This is a genomic window from Pseudomonas sp. P106(2024), assembly GCF_057480815.1.
In genome coordinates, this window is record NZ_JBLIYU010000004.1 from 13,250 (window position 1) to 34,454 (window position 21,205).

General features: G+C 66.0%; 24 protein-coding genes. 12 read left to right on the forward strand and 12 right to left on the reverse strand.

The genetic code is table 11. The features are described from left to right. Positions 1–166 precede the first annotated feature (166 nt). Positions 167–1,345: an acetyl-CoA C-acetyltransferase gene (locus AC25M7_RS08560; protein ID WP_028689863.1), complete on the reverse strand. Its 1,179-nt coding sequence runs from the start codon at positions 1,343–1,345 to the stop codon at positions 167–169. Positions 1,346–1,545: 200 nt separating this feature from the next. Between AC25M7_RS08560 and AC25M7_RS08565 the strand changes: the two genes are divergently transcribed. Together AC25M7_RS08565 and AC25M7_RS08570 are read left to right on the forward strand one after the other, a co-directional pair. Beyond that, the gene (locus tag AC25M7_RS08565; protein ID WP_028689862.1) at positions 1,546–1,818 is read left to right on the forward strand and encodes a PepSY domain-containing protein; all 273 of its coding nucleotides are present in this window, start codon (positions 1,546–1,548) and stop codon (positions 1,816–1,818) included. Beyond that, a complete protein-coding gene (locus AC25M7_RS08570) occupies positions 1,815–2,345 on the forward strand; it encodes a cytochrome b/b6 domain-containing protein (protein ID WP_028689861.1) in 531 nt (176 codons plus the stop codon). Before AC25M7_RS08565 ends, AC25M7_RS08570 begins: the two co-directional genes overlap by 4 nt. A gap of 92 nt (positions 2,346–2,437) precedes the next feature. Here the strand turns inward: AC25M7_RS08570 and AC25M7_RS08575 are convergent, their stop codons facing one another. Genes AC25M7_RS08575 through AC25M7_RS08590 form a run of 4 tightly spaced genes read right to left on the reverse strand, consistent with a single transcriptional unit; the run spans position 2,438 to position 6,607 of the window. Beyond that, entirely contained in the window at positions 2,438–3,562 is a 1,125-nt protein-coding gene (locus AC25M7_RS08575; RefSeq protein ID WP_486970943.1) for an agmatine deiminase family protein, read from the reverse strand. A 4-nt stretch (positions 3,563–3,566) separates the two neighbouring features. Beyond that, on the reverse strand, positions 3,567–4,661 hold the full coding sequence (locus tag AC25M7_RS08580) for an extracellular solute-binding protein (RefSeq protein WP_207851375.1): 1,095 nt from the start codon (positions 4,659–4,661) through the stop codon (positions 3,567–3,569). A gap of 3 nt (positions 4,662–4,664) precedes the next feature. Further along, complete coding sequence (gene aguB, locus AC25M7_RS08585; RefSeq protein WP_349738789.1) at positions 4,665–5,561, reverse strand: N-carbamoylputrescine amidase; 897 nt, start codon at positions 5,559–5,561, stop codon at positions 4,665–4,667. After that, entirely contained in the window at positions 5,558–6,607 is a 1,050-nt protein-coding gene (locus tag AC25M7_RS08590; RefSeq protein ID WP_028689857.1) for an agmatine deiminase family protein, read from the reverse strand. The genes aguB and AC25M7_RS08590 overlap by 4 nt, the downstream gene beginning before the upstream one ends. A gap of 134 nt (positions 6,608–6,741) precedes the next feature. On the opposite strand from AC25M7_RS08590, the gene AC25M7_RS08595 reads away from it, so the two are divergent. The 4 genes from AC25M7_RS08595 to AC25M7_RS08610 all read left to right on the forward strand — a co-directional run bounded on the left by AC25M7_RS08595 (position 6,742) and on the right by AC25M7_RS08610 (position 10,945). Then, positions 6,742–7,599 carry a LysR substrate-binding domain-containing protein gene (locus AC25M7_RS08595; RefSeq protein ID WP_028689856.1) on the forward strand — a complete coding sequence of 286 codons (858 nt, stop codon included), beginning with the start codon at positions 6,742–6,744 and terminating at the stop codon, positions 7,597–7,599. Between the two features lie 331 nt (positions 7,600–7,930). After that, a complete protein-coding gene (gene fabV / locus AC25M7_RS08600) occupies positions 7,931–9,130 on the forward strand; it encodes an enoyl-ACP reductase FabV (protein ID WP_028689855.1) in 1,200 nt (399 codons plus the stop codon). A gap of 167 nt (positions 9,131–9,297) precedes the next feature. Then, positions 9,298–9,984 (forward strand): GNAT family N-acetyltransferase, encoded by a 687-nt coding sequence (locus AC25M7_RS08605; protein ID WP_069016145.1) that lies wholly within the window; start codon positions 9,298–9,300, stop codon positions 9,982–9,984. A gap of 52 nt (positions 9,985–10,036) precedes the next feature. Next, on the forward strand, positions 10,037–10,945 hold the full coding sequence (locus AC25M7_RS08610) for an alpha/beta hydrolase family protein (RefSeq protein ID WP_028689853.1): 909 nt from the start codon (positions 10,037–10,039) through the stop codon (positions 10,943–10,945). 70 nt (positions 10,946–11,015) lie between these two features. Here the strand turns inward: AC25M7_RS08610 and AC25M7_RS08615 are convergent, their stop codons facing one another. The 5 genes from AC25M7_RS08615 to AC25M7_RS08635 form a co-directional block, all read right to left on the reverse strand. Continuing rightward, positions 11,016–11,357 carry a HopJ type III effector protein gene (locus AC25M7_RS08615; protein ID WP_062363970.1) on the reverse strand — a complete coding sequence of 114 codons (342 nt, stop codon included), beginning with the start codon at positions 11,355–11,357 and terminating at the stop codon, positions 11,016–11,018. After that, positions 11,350–11,646, reverse strand: coding sequence for a DUF1244 domain-containing protein (locus tag AC25M7_RS08620; RefSeq protein ID WP_028689851.1), 297 nt, complete (start codon positions 11,644–11,646; stop codon positions 11,350–11,352). The genes AC25M7_RS08615 and AC25M7_RS08620 overlap by 8 nt, the downstream gene beginning before the upstream one ends. A gap of 13 nt (positions 11,647–11,659) precedes the next feature. After that, positions 11,660–12,352 carry a dihydromonapterin reductase gene (folM, locus tag AC25M7_RS08625; protein WP_028689850.1) on the reverse strand — a complete coding sequence of 231 codons (693 nt, stop codon included), beginning with the start codon at positions 12,350–12,352 and terminating at the stop codon, positions 11,660–11,662. Positions 12,353–12,428: 76 nt separating this feature from the next. Next, positions 12,429–13,001, reverse strand: coding sequence for a putative antibiotic biosynthesis monooxygenase (locus AC25M7_RS08630; protein WP_069016142.1), 573 nt, complete (start codon positions 12,999–13,001; stop codon positions 12,429–12,431). Positions 13,002–13,149: 148 nt separating this feature from the next. Continuing rightward, positions 13,150–13,773: a hypothetical protein gene (locus AC25M7_RS08635; RefSeq protein WP_028689848.1), complete on the reverse strand. Its 624-nt coding sequence runs from the start codon at positions 13,771–13,773 to the stop codon at positions 13,150–13,152. 184 nt (positions 13,774–13,957) lie between these two features. Between AC25M7_RS08635 and AC25M7_RS08640 the strand changes: the two genes are divergently transcribed. Beyond that, positions 13,958–14,413, forward strand: a complete 456-nt coding sequence (locus tag AC25M7_RS08640) for a flavodoxin (protein ID WP_486970944.1) — start codon at positions 13,958–13,960, stop codon at positions 14,411–14,413. A 43-nt stretch (positions 14,414–14,456) separates the two neighbouring features. Here AC25M7_RS08640 and AC25M7_RS08645 read toward each other — a convergent pair whose 3' ends face one another. After that, positions 14,457–15,341: a LysR family transcriptional regulator gene (locus AC25M7_RS08645; protein WP_069016140.1), complete on the reverse strand. Its 885-nt coding sequence runs from the start codon at positions 15,339–15,341 to the stop codon at positions 14,457–14,459. Between the two features lie 102 nt (positions 15,342–15,443). Here AC25M7_RS08645 and AC25M7_RS08650 point away from each other — a divergent pair, with 102 nt between their 5' ends. The 4 genes from AC25M7_RS08650 to AC25M7_RS08665 all read left to right on the forward strand — a co-directional run bounded on the left by AC25M7_RS08650 (position 15,444) and on the right by AC25M7_RS08665 (position 18,616). Next, a complete protein-coding gene (locus AC25M7_RS08650; protein WP_069016139.1) occupies positions 15,444–15,830 on the forward strand; it encodes a CidA/LrgA family protein in 387 nt (128 codons plus the stop codon). After that, positions 15,820–16,506 carry an LrgB family protein gene (locus AC25M7_RS08655; RefSeq protein WP_186594236.1) on the forward strand — a complete coding sequence of 229 codons (687 nt, stop codon included), beginning with the start codon at positions 15,820–15,822 and terminating at the stop codon, positions 16,504–16,506. The genes AC25M7_RS08650 and AC25M7_RS08655 overlap by 11 nt, the downstream gene beginning before the upstream one ends. A gap of 173 nt (positions 16,507–16,679) precedes the next feature. Continuing rightward, on the forward strand, positions 16,680–17,585 hold the full coding sequence (locus AC25M7_RS08660) for an alpha/beta fold hydrolase (protein WP_062363974.1): 906 nt from the start codon (positions 16,680–16,682) through the stop codon (positions 17,583–17,585). Between the two features lie 116 nt (positions 17,586–17,701). Next, positions 17,702–18,616, forward strand: coding sequence for an SDR family oxidoreductase (locus tag AC25M7_RS08665; protein WP_062363975.1), 915 nt, complete (start codon positions 17,702–17,704; stop codon positions 18,614–18,616). 312 nt (positions 18,617–18,928) lie between these two features. On the opposite strand, the gene AC25M7_RS08670 is transcribed toward AC25M7_RS08665, so the two are convergent. Continuing rightward, positions 18,929–19,711, reverse strand: coding sequence for an IclR family transcriptional regulator (locus AC25M7_RS08670; protein WP_028689841.1), 783 nt, complete (start codon positions 19,709–19,711; stop codon positions 18,929–18,931). 189 nt (positions 19,712–19,900) lie between these two features. On the opposite strand from AC25M7_RS08670, the gene hmgA reads away from it, so the two are divergent. Beyond that, complete coding sequence (gene hmgA, locus AC25M7_RS08675; RefSeq protein ID WP_280063860.1) at positions 19,901–21,202, forward strand: homogentisate 1,2-dioxygenase; 1,302 nt, start codon at positions 19,901–19,903, stop codon at positions 21,200–21,202. Positions 21,203–21,205 lie beyond the last annotated feature (3 nt).

The window sequence follows — 21,205 nt, forward strand, 5'->3', positions numbered from 1 at the left end:
TGTATGTAATTGAGTGTGTTTCTGTTTGAAGCGTATTCGGATGTGTTTTCAAGTCAATTGCAACTAATGCTTCGGCGAGTTGGTGTGATCCGCGTCGAACGCTTCGCGGATAACCCGCTCCCACAGGTTTGAATATCGCCGTGTGGGAGCGGGCTGCTGGGTGTGATCAGCGCTCGATGGCCAGTGCCACGCCTTGGCCGCCACCGATGCACAGGGTTGCCAGGCCTTTGTTGGCATCGCGCTTGATCATCTCGTGCAGCAAGGTCACCAGCACCCGGCAGCCGGACGCACCGATCGGGTGACCCAGGGCGATCGCGCCGCCATTGACGTTGACCTTGGAGGCATCCCACTCCAGCTGCTTGCCCACGGCCAGTGCCTGGGCGGCGAAGGCTTCGTTGGCTTCGATCAGGTCCAGGTCGGCCAACTGCCAGCCGGCCTTGTCCAGGCAGCGTTGGGTCGCCGATACCGGGCCGATGCCCATGATCGCAGGGTCTACGCCGGCGCTGGCGTAGGCGGCGATCTTCGCCAGTACCGGCAGGCCCAGGGCCTTGGCCTTGCTGGCGCTCATCAACAGCACGGCGGCGGCACCGTCGTTGAGGCTGGAGGCATTGCCGGCAGTGACGCTGCCATCTTTCTTGAACGCGGCGCGCAGCTTGCCCAGGGACTCTGCAGTGGTGCCGGGGCGTGGCTGTTCGTCGGTGTCGAACACCAGCGGCTCGCCTTTCTTCTGCGGGATGTGGATCGGGGTGATTTCGTCCTTGAAGCGCCCGGCCTCGATGGCGGCCACGGCCTTGCGCTGCGACTCGGCGGCGAAGGCGTCCTGTTGTTCACGGGTGAGGGCGTACTTGTCCACCAGGTTCTCGGCGGTGATGCCCATGTGGTAGTCGTTGAAGGCGTCCCACAGGCCGTCGGTGATCATGCTGTCGACCAGTTGGCCGTGGCCCATTCGTTGCCCGGTGCGCGCCGAGGGCATCACGTAGGGCGCCAGGCTCATGCTCTCCTGGCCACCGGCGATCACCACCTCGGCGTCGCCGCAGCGGATGGCCTGGGCGGCCAGGTGCAGGGCTTTCAGGCCCGAGCCGCAGACCTTGTTCAGGGTCAGGGCCGGCACTTCGTAGGGCAGGCCGGCCTTGACGGCGGCCTGGCGGGCGGGGTTCTGGCCGGCGCCGGCGGTAAGCACCTGGCCGAGGATCACTTCGTCGACCTGGGCCGGGTCGAGCTGGGTCTGGGCCAGCAACTGGCGGATCACGGCGGCGCCCAGCTCCACGGCGGATACATTGGCCAGGGCCCCCTGGAAACTGCCGATGGCAGTGCGGGTGGCGGCGACGATGACGACTTCGTTCATTGTTGTTCTCCGGGATGCGGGCGTGATCCTGACAGCATCCCCGCCCGAGGCTTATTTGAGAAGTTTGTTTTTCTTTGCCATTGATCCGAAATTCAAATGAATGGCGCATGCAATTCTGTACCGCCGTTCGGATGAAACTAAGCTTGGCTTCAGCTTCGCTGGGCAGAATGAGGCTTCCATCAACAAGCAGGAGTTTCCCAATGCGCCGTTCACTTATCGCGATCACCCTGTTGCTGGGTAGCGCCGCCGCTTTCGCCGCCGAGCCCAAATGCACCACGGCTGACAAGGGTACCTGGCAGGACGCCGAGCAGTTCCAAGCCAAGCTCAAGGACGAGGGCTACAAGATCAACAAGTTCAAGGTGACCAAGGGCAACTGCTACGAGATCTACGGCTTCGACAAGGATGGCCGCAAGGTCGAGATCTATCACGATCCGGTCAGCGGCAACGCGGTCAAGACCGAGATCCATAAATGACCGCCGGCGTGCGGCTGTGGGACCCGCTGCTGCGGGTGTGCCACTGGTCGTTCGCCGCGGTGTTCCTCGCCAACTACGTCTTCAACGAGGCCGGTGACGACTGGCACCAATGGCTGGGTTACTACGCGTGCGGCTGCCTGGCCGTGCGCTGCGCATGGGGTTTCGTCGGGCCCCGCAGTGCACGTTGGGCGGATTTCTGGCCGACCCTGGAAAGGTTACGAACCCATGGACGCGCGTTGTGGCGTGGCGAGCCTTACCACCGCATGGGTCACACGCCGATCGGCGCGCTGGTGATGGTGCTGATGATGACGGGCATCGCCAGCCTGGGCCTGACCGGCTGGATGATGCTGGAGGTGGATGCGTTGTGGGGCGCCGAGTGGCTGGAAACGCTGCACAGCTGGTTGGCCGATGGCCTGCTGGCGCTGGTTTGCGTGCACCTGCTGGCGGCGCTGGTGGAGAGTGTGCGGCTGCGTGAGAACCTGCCCTGGTCGATGGTGACGGGGCGGCGCAGGTCCGAGGATCCGTGAAGTGTAGCCCATCGCGGGGCAAGCCCGCTCCCACGCCAGTTTTGAACATGCAGGTCTGGCGTGGGAGCGGGCTTGCCCCGCGATGATCGTCTCTACACCGCCGGGCACTGGTTGGTCACGCAGTGAATCCCGCCGCCACCCGCCGCGATCGCATCGATATCCAGTTGCACCACCTTGCGCCCCGGATACAGCTTCACCAACAACGCCCGCGCCTTCTCGTCGGCACTGCGATCACCAAACTGCGGCGCGATCACCGCGCCATTGATGACGAAGTAGTTGATGTACCCCGCCGCGAAGTCCGGGTTGTCCTCGCTGAACTTGCTGCGCCGTGGCTTCAGTGGCGGTGACATCGTGTGGATCTCCAGCTTGCGGCCATCGGCATCGGTGGCATTGCGCAGGATTTCCAGGTGCTCGAGGGTCACTTTGTGATCGTACGAGTCTGGATCGTTGTCCAGGTTCGCCACTAACACGCCGGGCGCCGCGAAGCGCGCGTAGAAGTCCACATGGGCATCGGTGATGTCCTTGCCCTTGATGCCCGGCAGCCAGATGATCTTGCGCAGTCCCAGCCGCTCCTTCAGTTCGGCCTCGACCTGGGCCTTGCTCCAGCCGGGGTTGCGGTTGCTGTTGATCCAGCTGCTCTCGGTCATGATCCCGGTGCCATGGCCGTCCACCTCGATACCGCCGCCTTCGCCCACCAGTTCGCTCTGCTGGTACTGGGCGCCAGCCAGCCTGGCGACGCGGGCCGCCAGCTTGGCGTCGTAGCGGTGCTGCTGCTTGCCGCCCCAGCCGTTGAAGTTGAAGTCCACCGCGCCCAGCACGCCGTCGTCGTCAACCACGAAGTTGGCGCCGATGTCGCGCATCCAGATGTCGTCCAGCTCAGTCTCGACATAGGTGATGTTGTGGCTGCCGCATTCCTCCTCGGCGATGTCGCGCTCGCTGGCGCGGCAGAACACCGTCACCGGCTGGAACGCGGCGATGGCCCGGGCGATGCGCCCTAGCGCGGCCTGGACGTCTTCGGTGAAATCTTCCCAGATGGCGTCCTGGGCGCCGAAGGCGATGTAGGCGCGCTGGTGCTTTTCACCCTCGTCGGGCATGAACCAGCGGCCCGACTCGGCGGCGCGGGCGCGGGTGCCGCCGAAGGGCAGGCCGAAACTGGCGGCGGCGCCGAGGCCGGCGACGACGCTCATCTGTTGGAGGAAGGTGCGGCGAGTTGGCATGGGGTCAGTCCTGTGCAGTCTTGAAGCGGGTCCAGACGCGCATGCGCGCACGCATGTCGGCCTGGGGGATGTCCTTGCCCGGAATCAGCCGGGTGTAGGTGGCATCGCTGAGGTAGATGTCCGGGTTGTCACGCAGGCGCGCATCCACCAGGGGGCGGGCCTTGGCGCTGGCGGTGGGGTAGCCGGTGAAGTTGCTGATCGCAGCCATGTTCTCCGGGCGCATGACGAAGTTGATGAAACGATAGGCGTATTCCGGGTGCTTGGCGTCGGCAGGGATGGCCATGGTGTCCATCCACACCGTGGTGCCTTCGCGGGGCACGCGGTACTGGAAGTCGATGGTCTTGCCCGCGGCCTCGGCGGTGCGCTGGGCCTGGATCACGTCGCCGCTGTAGCCCAGCGACAGGCAGGTGTTGCCGTTGACCAGCTCGGTGACCGGCTGCGACTGCAGCTTGCGCACATAGGGGCGAATGCCCTTGAGCAGTTCGCTCGCGGCGGCCAGGTCTTCGCGTTTGGCGCTGCGCGGCTCGCGACCGAGGTAGTGGAGGACCACGGCCAGCACTTCGTCGGGCGAGTCGATCATCGAGATGCCGCAGTCGGCGAACTTGGCCGCCAGCTCCGGCTTGAACAGCAGGTCGAGGCTGTCCAGCGGGGCGTCGGGCATGCGCTCGCGGATCTTCGCCGCATCCATGGTCAGGCCGATGGTGCCCCAGGTGTAGGGCACGGTGGCCTGGCTGGCCTTGGGGTAGCGGTCGTGCAGCTGGCGCAGGCCGGGCTCGATATCGTCGAGCGCGGTCAGTTGCTTGCGATCAAGCGCCTGCAGGCTGCCGGCGCGCATCAGTCGCTCGGCCACGGTGTCGCCGGGGAACACCAGGTCGTAGCCGCTGCGACCGGACATCAGCTTGGCCTCGAGCACTTCGCTGCCGTCCATGACGTCGTAGATCACCGGGATGCCGGTTTCGGCGGTGAAGCGCTTGAGGGTGTCCTCGGCAAAATAATCGGCCCAGTTGTACAGGCGCAGGGCATCCTGCTCGGCCTGGGCGACGCCGGCGCAGGCCACCAGGGCGGCGATGGCGAGCAGTTTCGATGGACGGCTTGGCATGGTTCAGGCCCTCGCGGTCTGTGGGGTGCGGCCGTCCAGGCTGAGCAACGGCGCGTACATGCTGGGGCGGCGGTCGCGGTAGATGCCCCAGCTCAGGCGGTCTTCGCGCATGCGTTCCAGGTCCAGGTCGTGCAGCCAGACGCCGCTGCTGTCGCGGTCGGCCTCTTGCAGCATCGCGCCCTTGTGGTCGCAGATGAACGACGAGCCGTAGAAGCGCATCGACAGGTTGTCGTCGCTGCGCGCCACCTCGTGACCGACGCGGTTGGCGGCCACCACCGGCAGCAGGTTGGCGGCGGCGTGGCCGCGCATGGCCATCTGCCAATGGTCACGCGAGTCCAGCTCGGCGGCGCCCGGCTCCGAGCCGATGGCGGTGGGGAACAGCAGCACCTCGGCGCCCATCAGCGCCAGGCAGCGGGCGGTCTCGGGGAACCACTGGTCCCAGCAGATACCGATGCCCAGGCGGCCGAAGGCGGTGTCCCAGACCTTGAAACCGGTGTCGCCGGGGCTGAAGTATTCCTTTTCCTGGTAGCCGATGGCGTTGGGGATGTGGGTCTTGCGGTACACCCCCAGCAGGCGGCCGTCGGCGTCGGCCACGGTCAGCGAGTTGAAGAAGGCGTTGCCGGCGCGCTCGTACCAGCTCAGCGGCAGCACCACGCCCAGCTCCTTGGCCAGTGCGGCGAAGCGCTTGAGCAGCGGGCTGTCGTGGTAGTCCTGGGCCAGGGCCTGGTGGCTGTGGCACTGCTCGATGCAGAAATACGGGGTGGCGAACAGCTCCTGCAGCAGGATCACCTGGGCACCCTGGGCGGCGGCCCGGCGCACCAGCTGTTCGGCACGGTCGAGGTTGGCGGCCAGGTCCCAGCTGCAGGCCATCTGCGTGGTGGCGATGCGCACGGTGCTCATGGGCGCGCTCCCTGCCAGGCCGGCTGCTGCTGGGTGATGCAGTGGATGCCGCCGCCGCCGTGGGCGATATGGTCGATGCGCACCGGCACGACCTCGCGGCCGGGGAAGGCCAGGGCCAGCTGCCGGGCGGCGGCCTGGTCGGCGTCAATGCCGTAGGCCGGCATGATCACCGCGCCGTTGGCCAGGTAGAAGTTGGTGTACGAAGCGCAGAACACCTCGGCCTCGGTATCCACGGCCGCCGTGGCCTCGTACAGGTCGAGCAGCTCGAACGAGCGGCCTTGGGCATCGGTGGCCAACTCCAGGGCGCGGCGGTTCTCGCGGGCCACCTCGGCGTACACCGAGCCCTGGTCGTGGGTGGCGTCCACCAGCAGTACGCCGGGGCGGGCGAAGGCGCACACGCCATCGACATGGCCGTCGGTCATGTCGCCGGTGACGTACTGCGGGTCACCCGGCAGCCAGATGGTCTTGCGGATGCCCAGCAGGCGGGCGAAGCAGTCCTCGAAGTCAGCCTTGCTCAGGCCCGGGTTGCGGTTGGGGTTGAGCAGCACCGACTCGGTGGTGATCAGCGTGCCTTCGCCGTCGACATGGATGGCGCCGCCTTCGTTGCACAGCGGAGTGCTCAGGCCTTCGAGGCCGAGATGATCGAGGATGCGTCGGGCCAGGCTGCGGTCCTTGCCGTGCTCGGACTTGTCGCCCCAGGCGTTGAAGCGCCAGCTCAGGCCGGCCACGCCCTGCTGCGGGTGGATGAGGAAGGTCGGGCCGCTGTCGCGGCACCAGCTGTCGTCCACGGCCAGTTCGACCAGCTCGATGCCGGGGCCGCACAGTTCGCGGGCAATGGCCATGGCCGAGGGATCGACCACCATCTTCACCGGCTCGAAGCGCGCGATGGCGGCGGCCACGCGGGCATAGTCGCGCTGCACGTCGGCCAGGGTCACGCCCCAGCCCGCCTCCCACAGTGGCTTGTTGTGTGGCCAGATCATCCAGGTGGCGGCGTGGCGGGCCCATTCGGCAGGCATGCGCCAGCCGCTGTCGCGGGACAGGGTCATAGTGAACTCCGATCTATTAGGGATTTTTATCAACGAAGCCCGCCGTCGCGGGTGTTGCTGCCCATGTTATGGCTGGGAAACCGGAGCGACAAACGATAGATTTAGCGTATTTCTGATCAGTCAGGCTTATCAGCATGCTCAAGCATTGGCCCCCGCTCAACGCCCTGCGTGGCTTCGAAGCCGCCGCCCGTCTGGGCAGCTTCCACAAGGCCGCCGAGGCCCTGAACCTTACCCAGTCGGCGATCAGCCAGCAGATCCGCAGCCTGGAAAGCTATCTGGAGCAACCGTTGTTCCACCGCAGCGGGCGGAGCGTCAGCCTGACCGACGCCGGGCATGACCTGCTCAGCACCACCCAAGCCCTGTTGCAGCAACTGGCGGTGGGCATCCGTCGCCTCGACCAATACCGCAAGCCCAACCAGTTGGTGGTCAACACCACCCCGGCCTTCGCCCGGCATTGGCTGTTGCCGCGCCTGGCGGATTTCCACCAGCGTCACCCGGATGTCGACCTGTGGCTGTTTACCAGCTTCGAGGTCCCGGACATGGCCAACGAGACCATCGACCTGGCGATTCGCGACGATATCGGGCCGCAGGCTGAATGCAGCTTCACCGTGCTGCACCAGGACAGGTTGTATCCGGCTTGTCACCCGACGTTGCCCGAGACCGGGCGCACGACCTTGCACGGCGAGCGCGAGATGGACTGGAGTCACTGGCAGCTGGAAGGCGGCGAGGAGGTGGGGCAGCAGGGCAAGGGGCTGAACTTCTCAGACCCGGGGTTGCTGCTGGAGGCGGCGGGCGAGGGGCTGGGGATTGCCCTGGTCAGTCAACTGCTGGCGCAGCGGATGGTCGATGAGGGACGTTTGCGGCCCTTGTCGGCACAGCGCGTACGCGGGCCGGTGTGGAGCTGCCTGGTGCATTGGGAGAGCCAGGAGGATCCGCTGGCGCGGCAGTTCCTGGCGTGGTTGCGAGAGGCCCTGTCGCCTGTGTTGTCCTGATGGAACGGAACCTGTGGGAGCGGCCTTGTGTCGCGAAAGGGCCGCACAGCGGCCCCGGCGATCTTCGCGTCAACACTGGAACCCTGGGGCTGCTGCGCAGCCCTTTCGCGACACAAGGCCGCTCCCACAGGACCGCGCCAGCCTCAAGATCAACGCCGTACCTGTAGGCGCTGGCTTTGCCGGCAAATGGGAGCGTGCGGACAATGCAGCAATGCGAATCACCCCGTAATATGTGTCGGATATCCCGCGAGGGTAGTCTCACCCTCTAGATCAAACGGCAGCGCCCCGAATCCGGGCGCTGCCCCAGCCTAAACCTGACGAGGTACAGACATTGGCCATCATTCATCCCAAGGTTCGCGGTTTCATCTGCACCACGACTCACCCCAAGGGCTGCGAGCTCAACGTCCGTGACCAGATCGAAGCCACCCGCAAGCTGGGCGTGCGCGAGGATGGTCCGAAGAAAGTCCTGGTGATCGGCGCCTCCAGCGGCTACGGCCTGGCCGCGCGCATCACCGCGGCGTTCGGCTTCAAGGCCGATACCCTGGGCGTGTTCTTCGAAAAGCCGGGCACCGAGACCAAGGCCGGTACCGCCGGCTGGTACAACGCCGCCGCCTTCGACAAGTTCGCCAAGGCCGAAGGCCTGTACAGCAAGTCGATCAACGGTGACGCTTTCTCCGACGAAGCCCGCGCCAAGGTCATCGAGCTGATCAAGAACGAAATGGGCGGCCAGGTCGACCTGGTGATCTACTCGCTGGCCTCGCCAGTGCGCAAGCTGCCGCAGACCGGTGAAGTGGTCCGCTCGGCGCTCAAGCCGATCGGCCAGCCGTACAAGTCGACCGCCATCGACACCAACAAGGACACCATCATCGAGGCCAGCATCGAGCCGGCCACCGAGCAGGAAATCGCTGACACCGTCACCGTCATGGGCGGCCAGGACTGGGAGCTGTGGATCGACGCCCTGAACGCTGCAGGCGTGCTGGCGCCACAGGCTCGCACCGTGGCCTTCAGCTACATCGGCTCCGACATCACCTGGCCGATCTACTGGGACGGCGCCCTGGGCAAGGCCAAGCAGGACCTGGACGAAACCGCCCAGCGCCTGGGCAAGAAAGTCGGTGGCAGTGCCAACGTTGCGGTGCTCAAGTCGGTCGTTACCCAGGCCAGCTCGGCGATCCCGGTGATGCCGTTGTACCTGTCGATGGTCTTCAAGATCATGCAGGAGAAGGGTATCCACGAAGGTACCCAAAACCAGCTGGACCGCATGTTCCGTGACCGCATGTACCGTGCGGACGGTGCGCCGGCTGCACTGGACGACGAAGGCCGCCTGCGTCTGGACGACTGGGAACTGCGTGATGACGTGCAGGACGCCTGCCGTGCCATGTGGCCGAAGGTAACCACCGAGAACCTGTTCGAACTGACCGACTACGCCGGCTACAAGAAGCAGTTCCTCAACCTGTTCGGCTTCGAGCGCGCTGACGTCAACTACGACGAAGACGTGGCCACCGACGTACGGTTCGACTGCATCGAGCTGTAAGCAAGTCCTTGACCGCGCAGCCGTTGATGACGGCTGCGCGGTTCCCGCCGACGACTTGTTAATATTCTGAAACAAATCCTCCAATGGCCCTTTGCCATGGGCACCCTCTGCCTGATCTATACCCCAGCTATTGGCCTGGCAATTCCGCGGGGGCCGAGGAGGGAGCAATGGGCGCACTGCAAAAACTACAAGAACGCATTCGCCAGAAGGGCCTCAAGCGCACCTTCAAGACCTTGTTCGAACGTTACGTGTTCTTCCACTGGGAATTGTTGTGGATGGAACGCGACCTGATCAGTCCGGTGCCTCCCTACAACCTCAAGGCCCACACACCGGTCACCCTGATGCAGATCACCACCGCCAACGCCGACGCCTTCGCCACGAATTTCGGCGACCGCGTCGAGACCATGCGTGAACTGGCCGCCGAAGGGCACACCGGGCACATGTACCTGGACGAGCAGGGCGATGCCGTGGCCTTCATCTGGGCCAGCGTGGTCGACTATCACGACAAGCACTACTACGGTTGCACCTTCCCGGTGAAACCGGGCGAGTTCTTCGAGTTCGGCGGCGAGATGACCCGGCCCTACTTTGGCAGCGAGCTGTCGGTGACGGCCCAGGTCGAGCTGTGGAACACCATGCGTGAAAAGGGCTGCCACAAGGTGGTGGACGTGGTGGAGACCCACAACGTGCCGGCCATGAAGCTGCACCTGCGCATGGGCTACCACGAGCAGGGACGGGTGATGCACGTGTACGGGCTGTTCGGGCGCTGGAAGCTGTTCCGCGAGACCCGCTACGACGGCTCGCGCCTGGCGGTGCTGCGCAAACCGGGTGTGGCCGGCGCGCTGCCCACCACCTAGCTATAACGGGGGTATGTTTGCTAGCGTTGGCGGACAACGCAGGGAGCGCGCCATGAGCAGCCTCACCCAACCCGCCAGTGCATTTCGCCAGCTCGCCGCCGACGGCTACAGCCTCGGCGGTTTTCGTTGGCGTCACGCCCAGACCGACGCCCAGCGCCCGCTGGTGATCATCAATGCCGCCACCTCGGTGCGCTGCCGTTATTACTCGCGATTCGCCGATTACCTGTTCGCCCAGGGCTTCGATGTGCTCACCTATGACTACCGAGGTATCGGCGAATCACGCCCGGCTTCGTTGCGCGGTTTCAAGGCGTCGTGGAGCGACTGGGGGCGCCTGGATTTCGAGGCAATGTTGCAACTGGCCGCAGCCGAACAGCCCGGGCAACCGGTGCATGTGGTCGGCCACAGCTTCGGCGGCTGGGCGCTGGGGCTGGCACCTTCGGCCGCGCAGGTGCGCCGAGCGGTGCTGGTGGGCGCGCAGTTCGCCTATTGGCGCGACTATGCGGCGGACCAGCGCTGGCAACTGTTCGGCAAGTGGCATGTGGTCATGCCTTTGCTGACCCGGGTATTCGGCTATTTCCCCGGCAAGCGCCTGGGCTGGCTGGAGGACACCCCGGCCGGGGTGGTGCGTGACTGGAGTACCCGCACGCCGCGCTACGAGCACCGGCCCAGTGGGCGCCTGCTCGAGGCGCTGCCGTTCGAACAGGTGCGGGCGGCGACCCTGGCCATCAGCCTGACCGACGATCCGTTCGGCACGGTGGCGGCCACCGAACGGTTGTTGGGGTACCTGCGCCAGGCCGAGCGTCGGCACCTGCGGGTGGCGCCTGTGGATATCTCGGTGGAGGAGATCGGGCATTTCGCGTTTTTTCACGATCGGTTTCGTGAAAGTTTGTGGCCGATTGCCCTGGGGTGGCTGCGAGAAGGGCAGTTAGAGGGCCAGGTGCCGGGTAGCGTTATCAGTTGAGGGCCTCGTCGCGGGGCACGTCGCATCGGCGCACCGCCGCGACTTGCCCCGCGATGGGCGAGAGGCGAAGTCAGGCCAGGCGTGCGAGCGGCTGTGCGGTGAACTTCACGCCGGCCAAACCATGCTTGATCAGCGCACGGATGTTGCCATGGTCGCTGCCCTCGGGGGTGGCCACCACGCTGCGGTAGTGCTCGCCGAAGGCCAGCAGCGCTTCCTGGTCGCTCAGCCCTTCCAGCAGCGCCAGGCCCAGGGTCTTGCACGAACCTTCGTTCTGCCCGGCGGGGTTGTGCACATCGCCGTTGTCGAAGGCCTGGGGCTGGTAGCTGTAGTTCGCGGCGATGAACGCCAGGGTATCGGCGAAAACGTGCTCGCCGCTGGCGAGGCTGCTGCGCAGGGTGTTCAGGTCAGTCACGGGGTTTTCCTTGTTCGAACGCCGCCTGTTGCTCGGCGCTGGCTTCTTTCTGGTATTGGGCTTTCCACTCGGCGTAGGGCATGCCGTACACCTGCTCGCGGGCATCGTCCAGGCTCAGCTCGATCTGGCGATCGTCGGCGGCGGCCTTGAGCCATTTCGACAGGCAGTTGCGGCAGAAGCCGGAGAGGTTCATCAGGTCGATGTTCTGCACGTCGGTGCGTTTCTGCAGATGGTCGACCAGGCGCCGGAACGCGGCGGCTTCGAGTTCGAGCTGTTGTTGCGGGGTCATGGGCGGTGTCTCTTCAGGTCATGCGGTTCTTCAGATGGCGGCCACCGTTGATGACCACCTGGCTGCCGGTGCTGTACTGGCTTTCGAGCAGGAACAGCACGGCGTCGATCAGCGGGCGGGCGCCGGGTTCGAATTCGAGCAGGGCCTTTTTCAGGGTCTGCTGGCGGTACTGCTCGTCGCCGCCTTCCTTGAGGATCAACAGGCCCGGCAGGATACCGTTGACGCGCACCTTGGGCGCGTACTTTTCGGCAAACGACAGCACCATGTTCTGCAGCGCGGCCTTGGTCGCGGCGTAGCCGATATGGCTCTTGCTGCCGCGCGATGAGGTCTCGTCGCAGATATGGATGATGTCGGCCTTGTCCACCTTGTTCAGCCACTCGCCGAGGGCCAGGTTGAGGTGGTAGGGCGCCTCGACGTGCAGGCGGAACATGGTGTCGAGGTTGTCCAGGCCATCGTCGAGCCACAGCGAGGCGTTGTGGATGATCCCGCGCAGGCCGTCGTAGTGGCCGTGCAGGTGGTCGATCAGGGCCTGGCGGTCTTCGCTGCGGGTCAGGTCGGCCTGGAACTGCCGGATGTTCGGGTGGGCTGCCTGGGGATGCAGGCTGCGGCTGGCGCTGACCACCGTATGGCCGGCCTGGGCCAGCTCCAGGGCCAGGGCCAGCCCGACGCGCTGGCTGGCGCCGGTGATGAGGATTGGGCTGTTCATGTGCGGGCGGTCTGTTCGTCTGTCCGTGCGTGATGCCCCAGCATACCCGAACTGCGCGGCCTTGCGAGCCCGTGCCTCAGCGGCTGCGCAGCCCCTGGGCGCGGTCGCTCGGGGCAGGCGGCGCGGCGTTCAGCCAGCCGGCCAGCAGGCGGGTGGACAGTGGGATGAACAGGTACACCATCAAGGGGGTCAGGGCCAGGGTGCTGAGCAGCACGCGGGGCAGCAGTTCCAGCGCTGCCAGCCAGTGGCCGAACAGCAGGTTGAACAGCAGCGAGACCGGGAAGAACGCCAGCCAGATGGCCGTGGCCTGTTTCCAGCGCGGCGGTTTCTGCACCGTATTGGTGCCGAACCAGTCGTCGATGCCGCTTACGCGCCTCTCTTTGGGGCGTTCGAACAGACCGTCGCCGCGCTCAAGCCAGGTCCGGCGCGAGGCGGAATGCTCCCAGGCGTGCAGGGTCTGCTCGTCGGTGAAGCGGAAGATGATCTGGAATTCATCGCCCTCGGCCGGCGGCGCGAGGATGCCTGAGCCCAGGTAACCGGGGAAGTCGGTGGCCAGTTGCTCGCCTTCGTGCAGCCAGGCCAGCAGGTCCTGGTAGCGACCACAGGCGGCGCGGCGCGACACCATCAGGGTGACGGGTGGGGTAGACATCGTGTATCTCCTGGCGACGGGGCTGGCGGGTAGCCGGCCCCTTGGCATGCGGCCCGGGGTGGTGGGCGGCGCAGGCGTGCTTGCAAGAATCGGGCGCAGATTATGCGCAATCCGTCATGACCGGTCAGTTTCAGCGGCTGGACGGTCGTCAGCAGGCGGCGGGGGCCTGGGCGTGCAGCTCGGGGTGGGCTTGGCGGTGGGCCTGCAGGATGTACTCGCGCAGACGTTCGATTTCTTCGGCCGGGCTGTGCGACAGGTCATAGGCGGCCAGGCGCGGGCCGATGCGCCGACGCAGCACGCCGTGCAGGCCGATCGGCGGTATATCCGCGGCGGCGAAGCGCAGCTTGAAGTGGGACGGCGCCTCGCGCCGGCCACGGACCTCCAGCAGCACGCCCTTGAACGAGATATCCCGCACCCACAGGTCGCTGGCCTGGCCGCGGTCGTCGAGCAAGGCGCTCGGCCGCTCCAGCGACAGGCGCCAGGGCCGCAGCATGGGGCCGTCTTCGTAGATGTCCGGCGAGCCCAGTTGCAGGTGCAGGGCGTGGAATTCGTCCTCGACCAGTTGCAGGGGGAAGCTCAGCTGCTGGTTGTTGAAGCTGGCCTGCAGGGTGACCTGCTCGTTGGCCACCAGGCGGGTGAGCAGGTCCTTCAGACGACGGTCGCCATTGACCAGCAGGCTCGACATGGGGTCGGCCAGGTTCAGTTGGGGCGAATGCTGCATGTCCTGGATGAAATCCAGTTCGTCCTGGGAGAGTAGGGCGTCTGCTTGCATGGTCGAACTCGAAGGGGCGATCGGTAAGGGCAATTTCTTCACGGCTGTCGACAGTAGCCAATACGCTTCGTTCCGGTCATTCGTCGGATAATCCTGAAGTGTGTGACTTTAGGCATAGGCGGCCTTTTGCCACTGTCGAGTGCTAGTATCCTACGTTTTCACTCAGTTTCGGAATCCTCACCCGATGAAAGTCGCCATTATTTCCGGTTCGGTATACGGCACCGCCGAAGAAGTCGCCCGTCACGCCGAGTCGCTGCTCAAGGCCGCCGGCCTTGAAGCCTGGCATGCCGCCCGCGCCACCCTGCAGGACATCGAGGGCTTTGCCCCGGACGCGTTGTTGGCAGTGACCTCGACCACGGGCATGGGCGAACTGCCCGACAGCCTGATGCCGCTGTACAGCACCATGCGTGACGTACCGCCGGCGGCCTGGCGCGGGTTGCCCGGGGCGGTGATCGGCCTGGGCGACTCCAGCTATGGCGACACCTACTGCGGCGGCGGCGAGCAGATGCGCGAGCTGTTCGCCGAACTGGGGGTGAACGAGGTGCTGCCGATGTTGCGGCTCGATGCCAGCGAGACGGTGACGCCGGAGACCGATGCCGAGCCATGGCTGGCGGAGTTTGTGGCAGCACTCAAAGGTTAAATCGCCCGTGCAGGAGCGGCCTTGCCGCTCCTACACGTTCGCGTCATGCTTCGTCGCGTTCACGCAACAACGCCAGCCACGCCTGCGCCGCCCGCGACAGATAAGCCCCGCGCCGCCAGATGAAGGCGATGTCCCAGCGCAGATGTTCCGGCGCCCGTAACGGCAAACGCACCACCCCGGGCCGCTCCAGCGCCCGCGCGACGATCGCCGGCAGCAGCACCACGCCTTGGCCGGCCGCCACCAGCGCGGCGAGAAAGTCCGCCTGGCCGCTGCGTCCGCCTTCCCTGGGCGTGAATCCCTCCTGCTGGCAGGCACTGAGCAACCGATCGTTCAACACGAAGCTGCGCTGGTACAGCAGGAACGGCGTGTCGGCCAGTTGCGCCAGGGCGACGTCGGCTTGCCCGGCCAGTGGGTGGCTCGCGGGCAGCAGGGCCTCCAGCGGCTCGTTGCAAAAGGGTTGGTAGTCGAACGCCGGATCGCTCGGCGTCAGGCTGCCGCCCAGTTCCAGCTCGCCACTTCTCACCGCCTGCTCGACCATGCGGCTGCCGCCTTCGAGCAGTTGGATCGAGATGTTCGGATGCCGCCGCCGGTACTCGGCGAACAACCCGGCGAACAGCGCGTCGCTGCCCAGCAGCGGCAGGCCCAGGCGCAGCTCGCCGCGGGCCATCTGGCTGAGGTCGTCCAGTTCGCTCTGCAGCTCCTGGCACTGGCGCAACAGCGCCTCGCCCCGCTCGAGGACAATGCGCCCGGCGGCGGTCAGCAGTAACTGTGAACCCTGGCGCTCCAGCAGCGGCTGGCCGATATCCTGTTCCAGCTGGGCGACCTGCTTGCTCACCGCCGACTGGCTGATGTGCAGGGTGATCGCCGCTTGGGTGAAACCGCCCCTGTGGACGACCTCGATGAAACTGCGCAGTTGTTTGAATTCCATGATCACTCGATTCCATTCTGGAATGGCTGTCAGTCTAACAATTCGCTTCTGGCCTGGGGGCGCGACTTTTACAATGGGCACGTTGTCGAGGAACCCCCGCCCATGAATCTTGCATTGCTGAAGAAAACCCTGCGCCTCTTCGCCGAGCTGGCGGTGCTGCTGGCCCTGTTCCTGATCGGTGGCCAGCTGGCCGCCTGGCTGGCCTGGCCGATCCCCGCCGGGGTGATGGGCCTGGCGCTGCTGCTGGTGCTGTTCGCCTGCGGCGTGCTCAAGCCGGCCACCCTGCAACTGGGCGCCGGCTGGCTGATGGCCGAGATGCTGCTGTTCTTCATTCCGGCGTTGATGAGCCTGCTGGACTACGGCAGTCTGCTGCGCAGCGAAGGCTGGCGCATCCTGCTGGTGATCGCGCTGAGCACGCTGCTGGTGATGGTGGTCACCGCGCTGACCGTGGAACTGGTGTGCCGCTGGAGGCTGCGCCATGAGCCTTGAACCCATGCCGCTGTTCTGGTTGGCGCTGACCCTGGGCGCCTACCTGGGCAGCCGCTGGCTGTACCGGCGCAGCGGGCGCTATCTGCTGTCGCCGCTGATCCTGGTGCCGGCGCTGCTGCTGGCGGTGGCCGTTCCGTTGCACACCGCCTACGCCGAGTACGCCCGTAACACCCACTGGCTGATGGGCGTGCTGGGCCCGGTCACCGTCGCCTTCGCGGTGCCGATCTGGCAGCAACGGGCATTGCTGGCACGGCATTGGCCGGCGCTGCTGGTGGGCATGCTGGCCGGCAGCGTGGCCTCGATCGGCAGTTCCTGGGCGCTGGCGCATTTGCTGGCGCTGGACGAGGCGGTCAGCCTGTCGCTGCTGCCGCGCTCGATCACCACGCCGTTCGCCATGCCGGTGGCCCAGGACCTGGGCGGCGTGCCGGAACTGACGGCGGTGTTCGTGATGTTCACCGGCGTGCTCGGGGCGATGTTCGGCGGCATCCTGCTGCGCTGGTTGCCACTGCGCACGCCGTTGGCGCGGGGCGCGCTGTTCGGCGTCGGCGCCCATGGCGCGGGCGTCAGCCGGGCCCAGGAGGTCGGCCGCGAGGAGGGCTCGGTGGCCGGCCTGGTCATGGTCCTGACCGGGCTGCTCAACCTGCTGGCGGCGCCGCTTCTGATGAAGTTGGTCTGACCGTTCGTGCCACTGACTCGCACGGTCATCAGGCTGGCTGCCAAGGCGACTTATCACCTTCGTATAGGCTTCTAGACTGAGCCTCGACATAGAGAGCACATGTATGTGCCGAGGTGACATGCAATGAACGCAGCCTTGCCCTCTTCCGACACTTATCCACCGGGACGACCGTGATGCCACTGGCCGAGATTCCATTGTGCGTCTGGCGCACCCGGAGCCAGGGTTTCACTTTCCGGGGCCAGAGCATCCGCTACTGGACGGCAGGGCAAGGAGAGCCCCTGCTTTTGCTTCACGGTTTCCCCACGGCCAGCTGGGATTGGCACTACCTGTGGGCACCCCTGGCCCAGCGTTTTCGCGTGGTGGCTTGCGACATGCTCGGCTTCGGCGATTCGGCCAAGCCCGCGGACCACGACTACAGCCTGCTCGAGCAGGCCGATCTGCAGCAGGCGTTGCTGGCGCACCTGCACATCGACCAGCCGGTGCACCTGCTGGCTCATGACTACGGTGGCAGCGTCGCCCAGGAACTGCTGGCCAGGCACCATGAGCAGCGGCTCAAGGTGGCCAGTTGCGTGTTCCTCAACAGCGGGCTGTTCCCCGAGAGCTGCCGCGTGCTGCTGGTGCAGAAGCTGCTGCTCAGCCGCCTGGGCTGGCTGGTCGGGCGCTCGTTCGGGCGCGACGACCTGGTGCGCAACGTCACCCAGGTCTACGGCCCCTGCACCCACCCCAGCGAAAGCGCCCTGGACGACTACTGGAGCCTGATCGCCTCCAATCGCGGCCCGCGCATCCTGCACCGGCTCATCAGCTTCCTGCCCGAGCGCAAGGCCCAGCGCGAACGCTGGGTCGCGGCGCTGCAACGCCCGGGCGTGCCGCTGCGCTTCATCAATGGCGCGGTCGATCCGTTGTCCGGCGCGCACATGGTCGAACGCTACCGCGAACTGGTGCCGGAGCCGGACACCGTGGTGCTGCAGGGCATTGGCCATTACCCGCATACCGAGGCGCCGGTGCAGGTGCTGCGCCACTACCTGGCCTTTCGTGAACAACCGATGAGCTATGTGCCGCTGAAGGTCGCCTGGTCCTGACCGGGTGATCATCGCCGGGCGTTATCGGGCGGCATTCGCCACGGTGCGTTTGATTGCCCGTCCCCGGCGGCTGGCGGAGACTGCGTTGCATCCCTTCATTGCCAGGAGCCTTGAGCATGAGCGAACCAGTACGTCTGCAGGATCGAGTGGTGATCGTCACGGGGGCCGGTGGCGGCCTGGGCCGGGCCCATGCGTTGCTGTTCGCCGCGCGCGGCGCGCACGTGGTGGTCAACGACCTGGGCGGGTCGACCCACGGTGAAGGCGCCAACGCCTCGGCGGCCGACCGCGTGGTGGAGGAGATCCGCGCCGCGGGCGGTTCGGCGATCGCCAACCATGACTCGGTCACCGATGGCGCGCGCATTGTCGAGCAGGCCCTGGACACCTACGGCCGGGTCGATGTGCTGGTCAATAACGCCGGCATCCTGCGCGACAAGACCTTCCACAAGATGGAAGACAGCGACTGGGAGCTGGTCTACCGCGTGCACGTCGAGGGCGCCTACAAGGTCACACACGCTGCCTGGCCGCACCTGCGGGCGCAGAACTGGGGGCGGGTGATCTTCACCTCGTCCACCTCGGGCATCTATGGCAATTTCGGCCAGGCCAACTACGGCATGGCCAAGCTCGGCCTCTATGGGCTGACCCGCACCCTGGCCATCGAAGGTCGCAAGCACGGCATCCTGGTCAACGCCATCGCCCCGACCGGCGGCACGCGCATGACCGAGGGGCTGATCCCGCCGCAGGTGTTCGAGCGGCTGCAGCCCGAGTTGATCAGCCCGCTGGTGGTGTACCTGGGGAGCGAACAGTGCCAGGACAGCGGCGAGCTGTTCGAGGTGGGCGGGGGCTGGGTCGGCAAGTTGCGCTGGGAGCGCAGCCAGGGCGTGGGGTTCGACCCGCGCGAAGGGTTCACGCCCGAGCAGGTGGCGGACAACTGGGCGCGCATTGGCGACTTCGAGGGCGCCGGGCATCCGCAGGACAGCCTGCAGGCGTTGCAGCAGATGATGGCGAACCTGCAGAAGTATCCGTTGGGTTGAACAATGCCGGGGCCGCGCTGCGGCCCTTTCGCCGGTCTTGCGAATCCTGCACAAATAAAAAAGGCCGCTGCAATCGCAGCGGCCAATCGAGACGTTAGATCAAGGAGCTTCAAAATCAACGTCGGTGAACCTGGGCGGGCCCGAAAGGCAGGGGGGAGAGCCCTTCGTGCCGGCCAGTGAGATCAGAATAAGCGCTTGATCCCGTGGGAAAAATAGCGGCTTATGACATTCACCTTTACGTTTCGGGTAAAAGTGCCAGGCGGACTATAGCCAGCCTGCGTAGTGAAAATCCGTAATGCTTTGTAAGCCCTTTCACTGATCCGCGCCGTATCCCATCCGCCAGCTGGTGGCCTGGGTGGCGGCTAGCAGGCGCCGGGCGGCCGGGCCGTGCTCGTCGGCATGGAAGATCGAGGTCGGCCCGACCACGGTCATCACCGCGGCGACCTGACCCATGGCGTTGAACACCGGCGCGGACAGCGCATCCACCCCCGGCATCAGCAACCCGTGCACATGGTGCAGGCCGCGCTGGCGGATCTGCTCCAGCAGGGGCGCATAGTCGCTCGCCTTCTGGCCCAGCGTGGCCAGTTCCTGGTCGCGCAGCTCCACGGTCTCCCGCTCGGGCAGATGCGCCGCGAACACCAGCCCGGTGGACGAACTCAGCAATGGCAGCACCGAGCCGATCTGGGTCACCACCGTCACCGCCCGCACCGCCGGCTCGATGCTCACCACGGTCGCGCCTTGGTTGCCCCACACGGCGATGAAGCAGCTTTCGTTGAGCTCGTCGCGCAGCTGCGACAGCGGCAGCGCCGCCACCTTCAGCACATCGATGCTGCCCAGTGCCGCCATGCCCACCCGCAACGCCTCGCGCCCGAGCCCATAGTGGTTGGTGGCCGGGTCCTGTTCGGCGAAGCCGCTGGCGATCAGCGCCTGCAGGTAGCGGTGCACCTTGCTCGCCGGCATGTCCACGTGCTCGGCCAGGCGCGACAACGAGGTGGAGGGGGAGAGTTCGGCCAGGGCCTTGAGGATGTCGGTGCCGACTTCCGCCGAGCGGACCTTCTGTTTGCCGTTGTCGGCGCTGCTGCTGGCTTTGGCCATGGGGGACTTCTATGCGGAATTCTTGGGGTGGCGCCTTTATAGCTTGACGCCTGCGCGCGGGCAAATTACGTTATTCGTAATCTGATTACGATAAAAGCAATGCAGACGCGCTGCCGCCCCTGGTGCCGGTTTCAGGATCGGGCCCGCAGCCAGCTGCCCGCAACGGCTCCCAGCAGCCCGGAGGCACCGATGACCCGCGACACTTCCCCTGAACTCGAGTACCTGAGCGGCTTCGGCAACGAATTCGCCAGCGAAGCCTTGCCCGGCGCCCTGCCGGTCGGGCAGAACTCGCCGCAGAAAGCCCCCTACGGGCTGTACGCCGAGCTGCTGTCGGGCACCGCCTTCACCATGACCCGCAGCGAACTGCGCCGTACCTGGCTGTACCGCATCCGCCCGTCGGCGCTGCACCCGCGTTTCGAGCGCCTGGAGCGCCAGCCGCTGACCGGCGCGCTGGGTGCCATCAACCCCAATCGCCTGCGCTGGAGCCCCCAGCCGATCCCGTCCGAGCCGACCGACTTCATCGATGGCTGGCTGCCGATGGTGGCCAACTCGGCATCGGAAAAGCCGGCCGGGGTGAGCGTCTACATCTACCGCGCCAACCGTTCCATGGAGCGGGTGTTCTTCAATGCCGACGGCGAGCTGCTGCTGGTGCCGGAACAAGGTCGCCTGCGCATCGCCACCGAGCTGGGCGTGCTCGAAGTCGGGCCGCTGGAGATCGCGGTGATCCCGCGGGGCATGAAGTTCCGGGTCGAACTGCTCGACGCCCAGGCCCGTGGCTATATCGCCGAGAACCACGGCGCGCCGCTGCGCATCCCGGACCTCGGCCCGATCGGCAGCAACGGCCTGGCCAACCCGCGTGACTTCCTTACCCCGGTCGCCCATTACGAAGAGAACAACGGCCCGGTACAGCTGGTGCAGAAGTTCCTCGGTGAACACTGGGCCTGCGAGCTGCAGCATTCGCCGCTGGACGTGGTCGCCTGGCACGGCAGCAACGTGCCGTACAAGTACGACCTGCGCCGCTTCAACACCATCGGCACGGTCAGTTTCGACCATCCCGACCCGTCGATATTCACCGTGCTGACCTCGCCCACCAGCGTGCACGGCATGGCCAACATGGACTTCGTGATTTTCCCGCCGCGCTGGATGGTGGCCGAGAATACCTTCCGTCCACCATGGTTCCACCGCAACCTGATGAACGAGTTCATGGGCCTGATCCAGGGCGCCTACGACGCCAAGGCCGAAGGCTTCCTGCCCGGCGGCGCCTCGCTGCACGGGGTGATGAGCGCCCACGGCCCGGACGCCGAGACCTGCGACAAGGCCATCTCGGTGGACCTGGCGCCGCACAAGATCGACAACACCATGGCCTTCATGTTCGAGACCAGCCAGGTGCTGCGTCCGAGCCGCCAGGCCCTCGAAAGTCCGCAATTGCAGGCCGACTACGATAGTTGCTGGGCCACCTTGCCGAGCACCTTCAACCCGAACCGGAGATAACCG

Bases quoted from the DNA above. Each gene is read 5' to 3' on its own strand.
- AC25M7_RS08575 (WP_486970943.1), bottom strand. From the start codon at position 3,562: ATGCCAACTCGCCGCACCTTCCTCCAACAGATGAGCGTCGTCGCCGGC.
- AC25M7_RS08665 (WP_062363975.1), top strand. From the start codon at position 17,702: ATGAGCGAACCAGTACGTCTGCAGGATCGAGTGGTGATCGTCACGGGG.
- AC25M7_RS08660 (WP_062363974.1), top strand. From the start codon at position 16,680: ATGCCACTGGCCGAGATTCCATTGTGCGTCTGGCGCACCCGGAGCCAG.
- AC25M7_RS08640 (WP_486970944.1), top strand. From the start codon at position 13,958: ATGAAAGTCGCCATTATTTCCGGTTCGGTATACGGCACCGCCGAAGAA.
- AC25M7_RS08655 (WP_186594236.1), top strand. From the start codon at position 15,820: ATGAGCCTTGAACCCATGCCGCTGTTCTGGTTGGCGCTGACCCTGGGC.
- AC25M7_RS08590 (WP_028689857.1), bottom strand. From the start codon at position 6,607: ATGACCCTGTCCCGCGACAGCGGCTGGCGCATGCCTGCCGAATGGGCC.
- aguB (WP_349738789.1), bottom strand. From the start codon at position 5,561: ATGAGCACCGTGCGCATCGCCACCACGCAGATGGCCTGCAGCTGGGAC.
- AC25M7_RS08560 (WP_028689863.1), bottom strand. From the start codon at position 1,345: ATGAACGAAGTCGTCATCGTCGCCGCCACCCGCACTGCCATCGGCAGT.
- hmgA (WP_280063860.1), top strand. From the start codon at position 19,901: ATGACCCGCGACACTTCCCCTGAACTCGAGTACCTGAGCGGCTTCGGC.
- AC25M7_RS08620 (WP_028689851.1), bottom strand. From the start codon at position 11,646: ATGACCCCGCAACAACAGCTCGAACTCGAAGCCGCCGCGTTCCGGCGC.
- folM (WP_028689850.1), bottom strand. From the start codon at position 12,352: ATGAACAGCCCAATCCTCATCACCGGCGCCAGCCAGCGCGTCGGGCTG.
- AC25M7_RS08635 (WP_028689848.1), bottom strand. From the start codon at position 13,773: ATGCAAGCAGACGCCCTACTCTCCCAGGACGAACTGGATTTCATCCAG.
- AC25M7_RS08605 (WP_069016145.1), top strand. From the start codon at position 9,298: ATGGGCGCACTGCAAAAACTACAAGAACGCATTCGCCAGAAGGGCCTC.
- AC25M7_RS08650 (WP_069016139.1), top strand. From the start codon at position 15,444: ATGAATCTTGCATTGCTGAAGAAAACCCTGCGCCTCTTCGCCGAGCTG.
- AC25M7_RS08630 (WP_069016142.1), bottom strand. From the start codon at position 13,001: ATGTCTACCCCACCCGTCACCCTGATGGTGTCGCGCCGCGCCGCCTGT.
- AC25M7_RS08595 (WP_028689856.1), top strand. From the start codon at position 6,742: ATGCTCAAGCATTGGCCCCCGCTCAACGCCCTGCGTGGCTTCGAAGCC.
- AC25M7_RS08645 (WP_069016140.1), bottom strand. From the start codon at position 15,341: ATGGAATTCAAACAACTGCGCAGTTTCATCGAGGTCGTCCACAGGGGC.
- AC25M7_RS08610 (WP_028689853.1), top strand. From the start codon at position 10,037: ATGAGCAGCCTCACCCAACCCGCCAGTGCATTTCGCCAGCTCGCCGCC.
- AC25M7_RS08570 (WP_028689861.1), top strand. From the start codon at position 1,815: ATGACCGCCGGCGTGCGGCTGTGGGACCCGCTGCTGCGGGTGTGCCAC.
- AC25M7_RS08565 (WP_028689862.1), top strand. From the start codon at position 1,546: ATGCGCCGTTCACTTATCGCGATCACCCTGTTGCTGGGTAGCGCCGCC.
- AC25M7_RS08580 (WP_207851375.1), bottom strand. From the start codon at position 4,661: ATGCCAAGCCGTCCATCGAAACTGCTCGCCATCGCCGCCCTGGTGGCC.
- AC25M7_RS08670 (WP_028689841.1), bottom strand. From the start codon at position 19,711: ATGGCCAAAGCCAGCAGCAGCGCCGACAACGGCAAACAGAAGGTCCGC.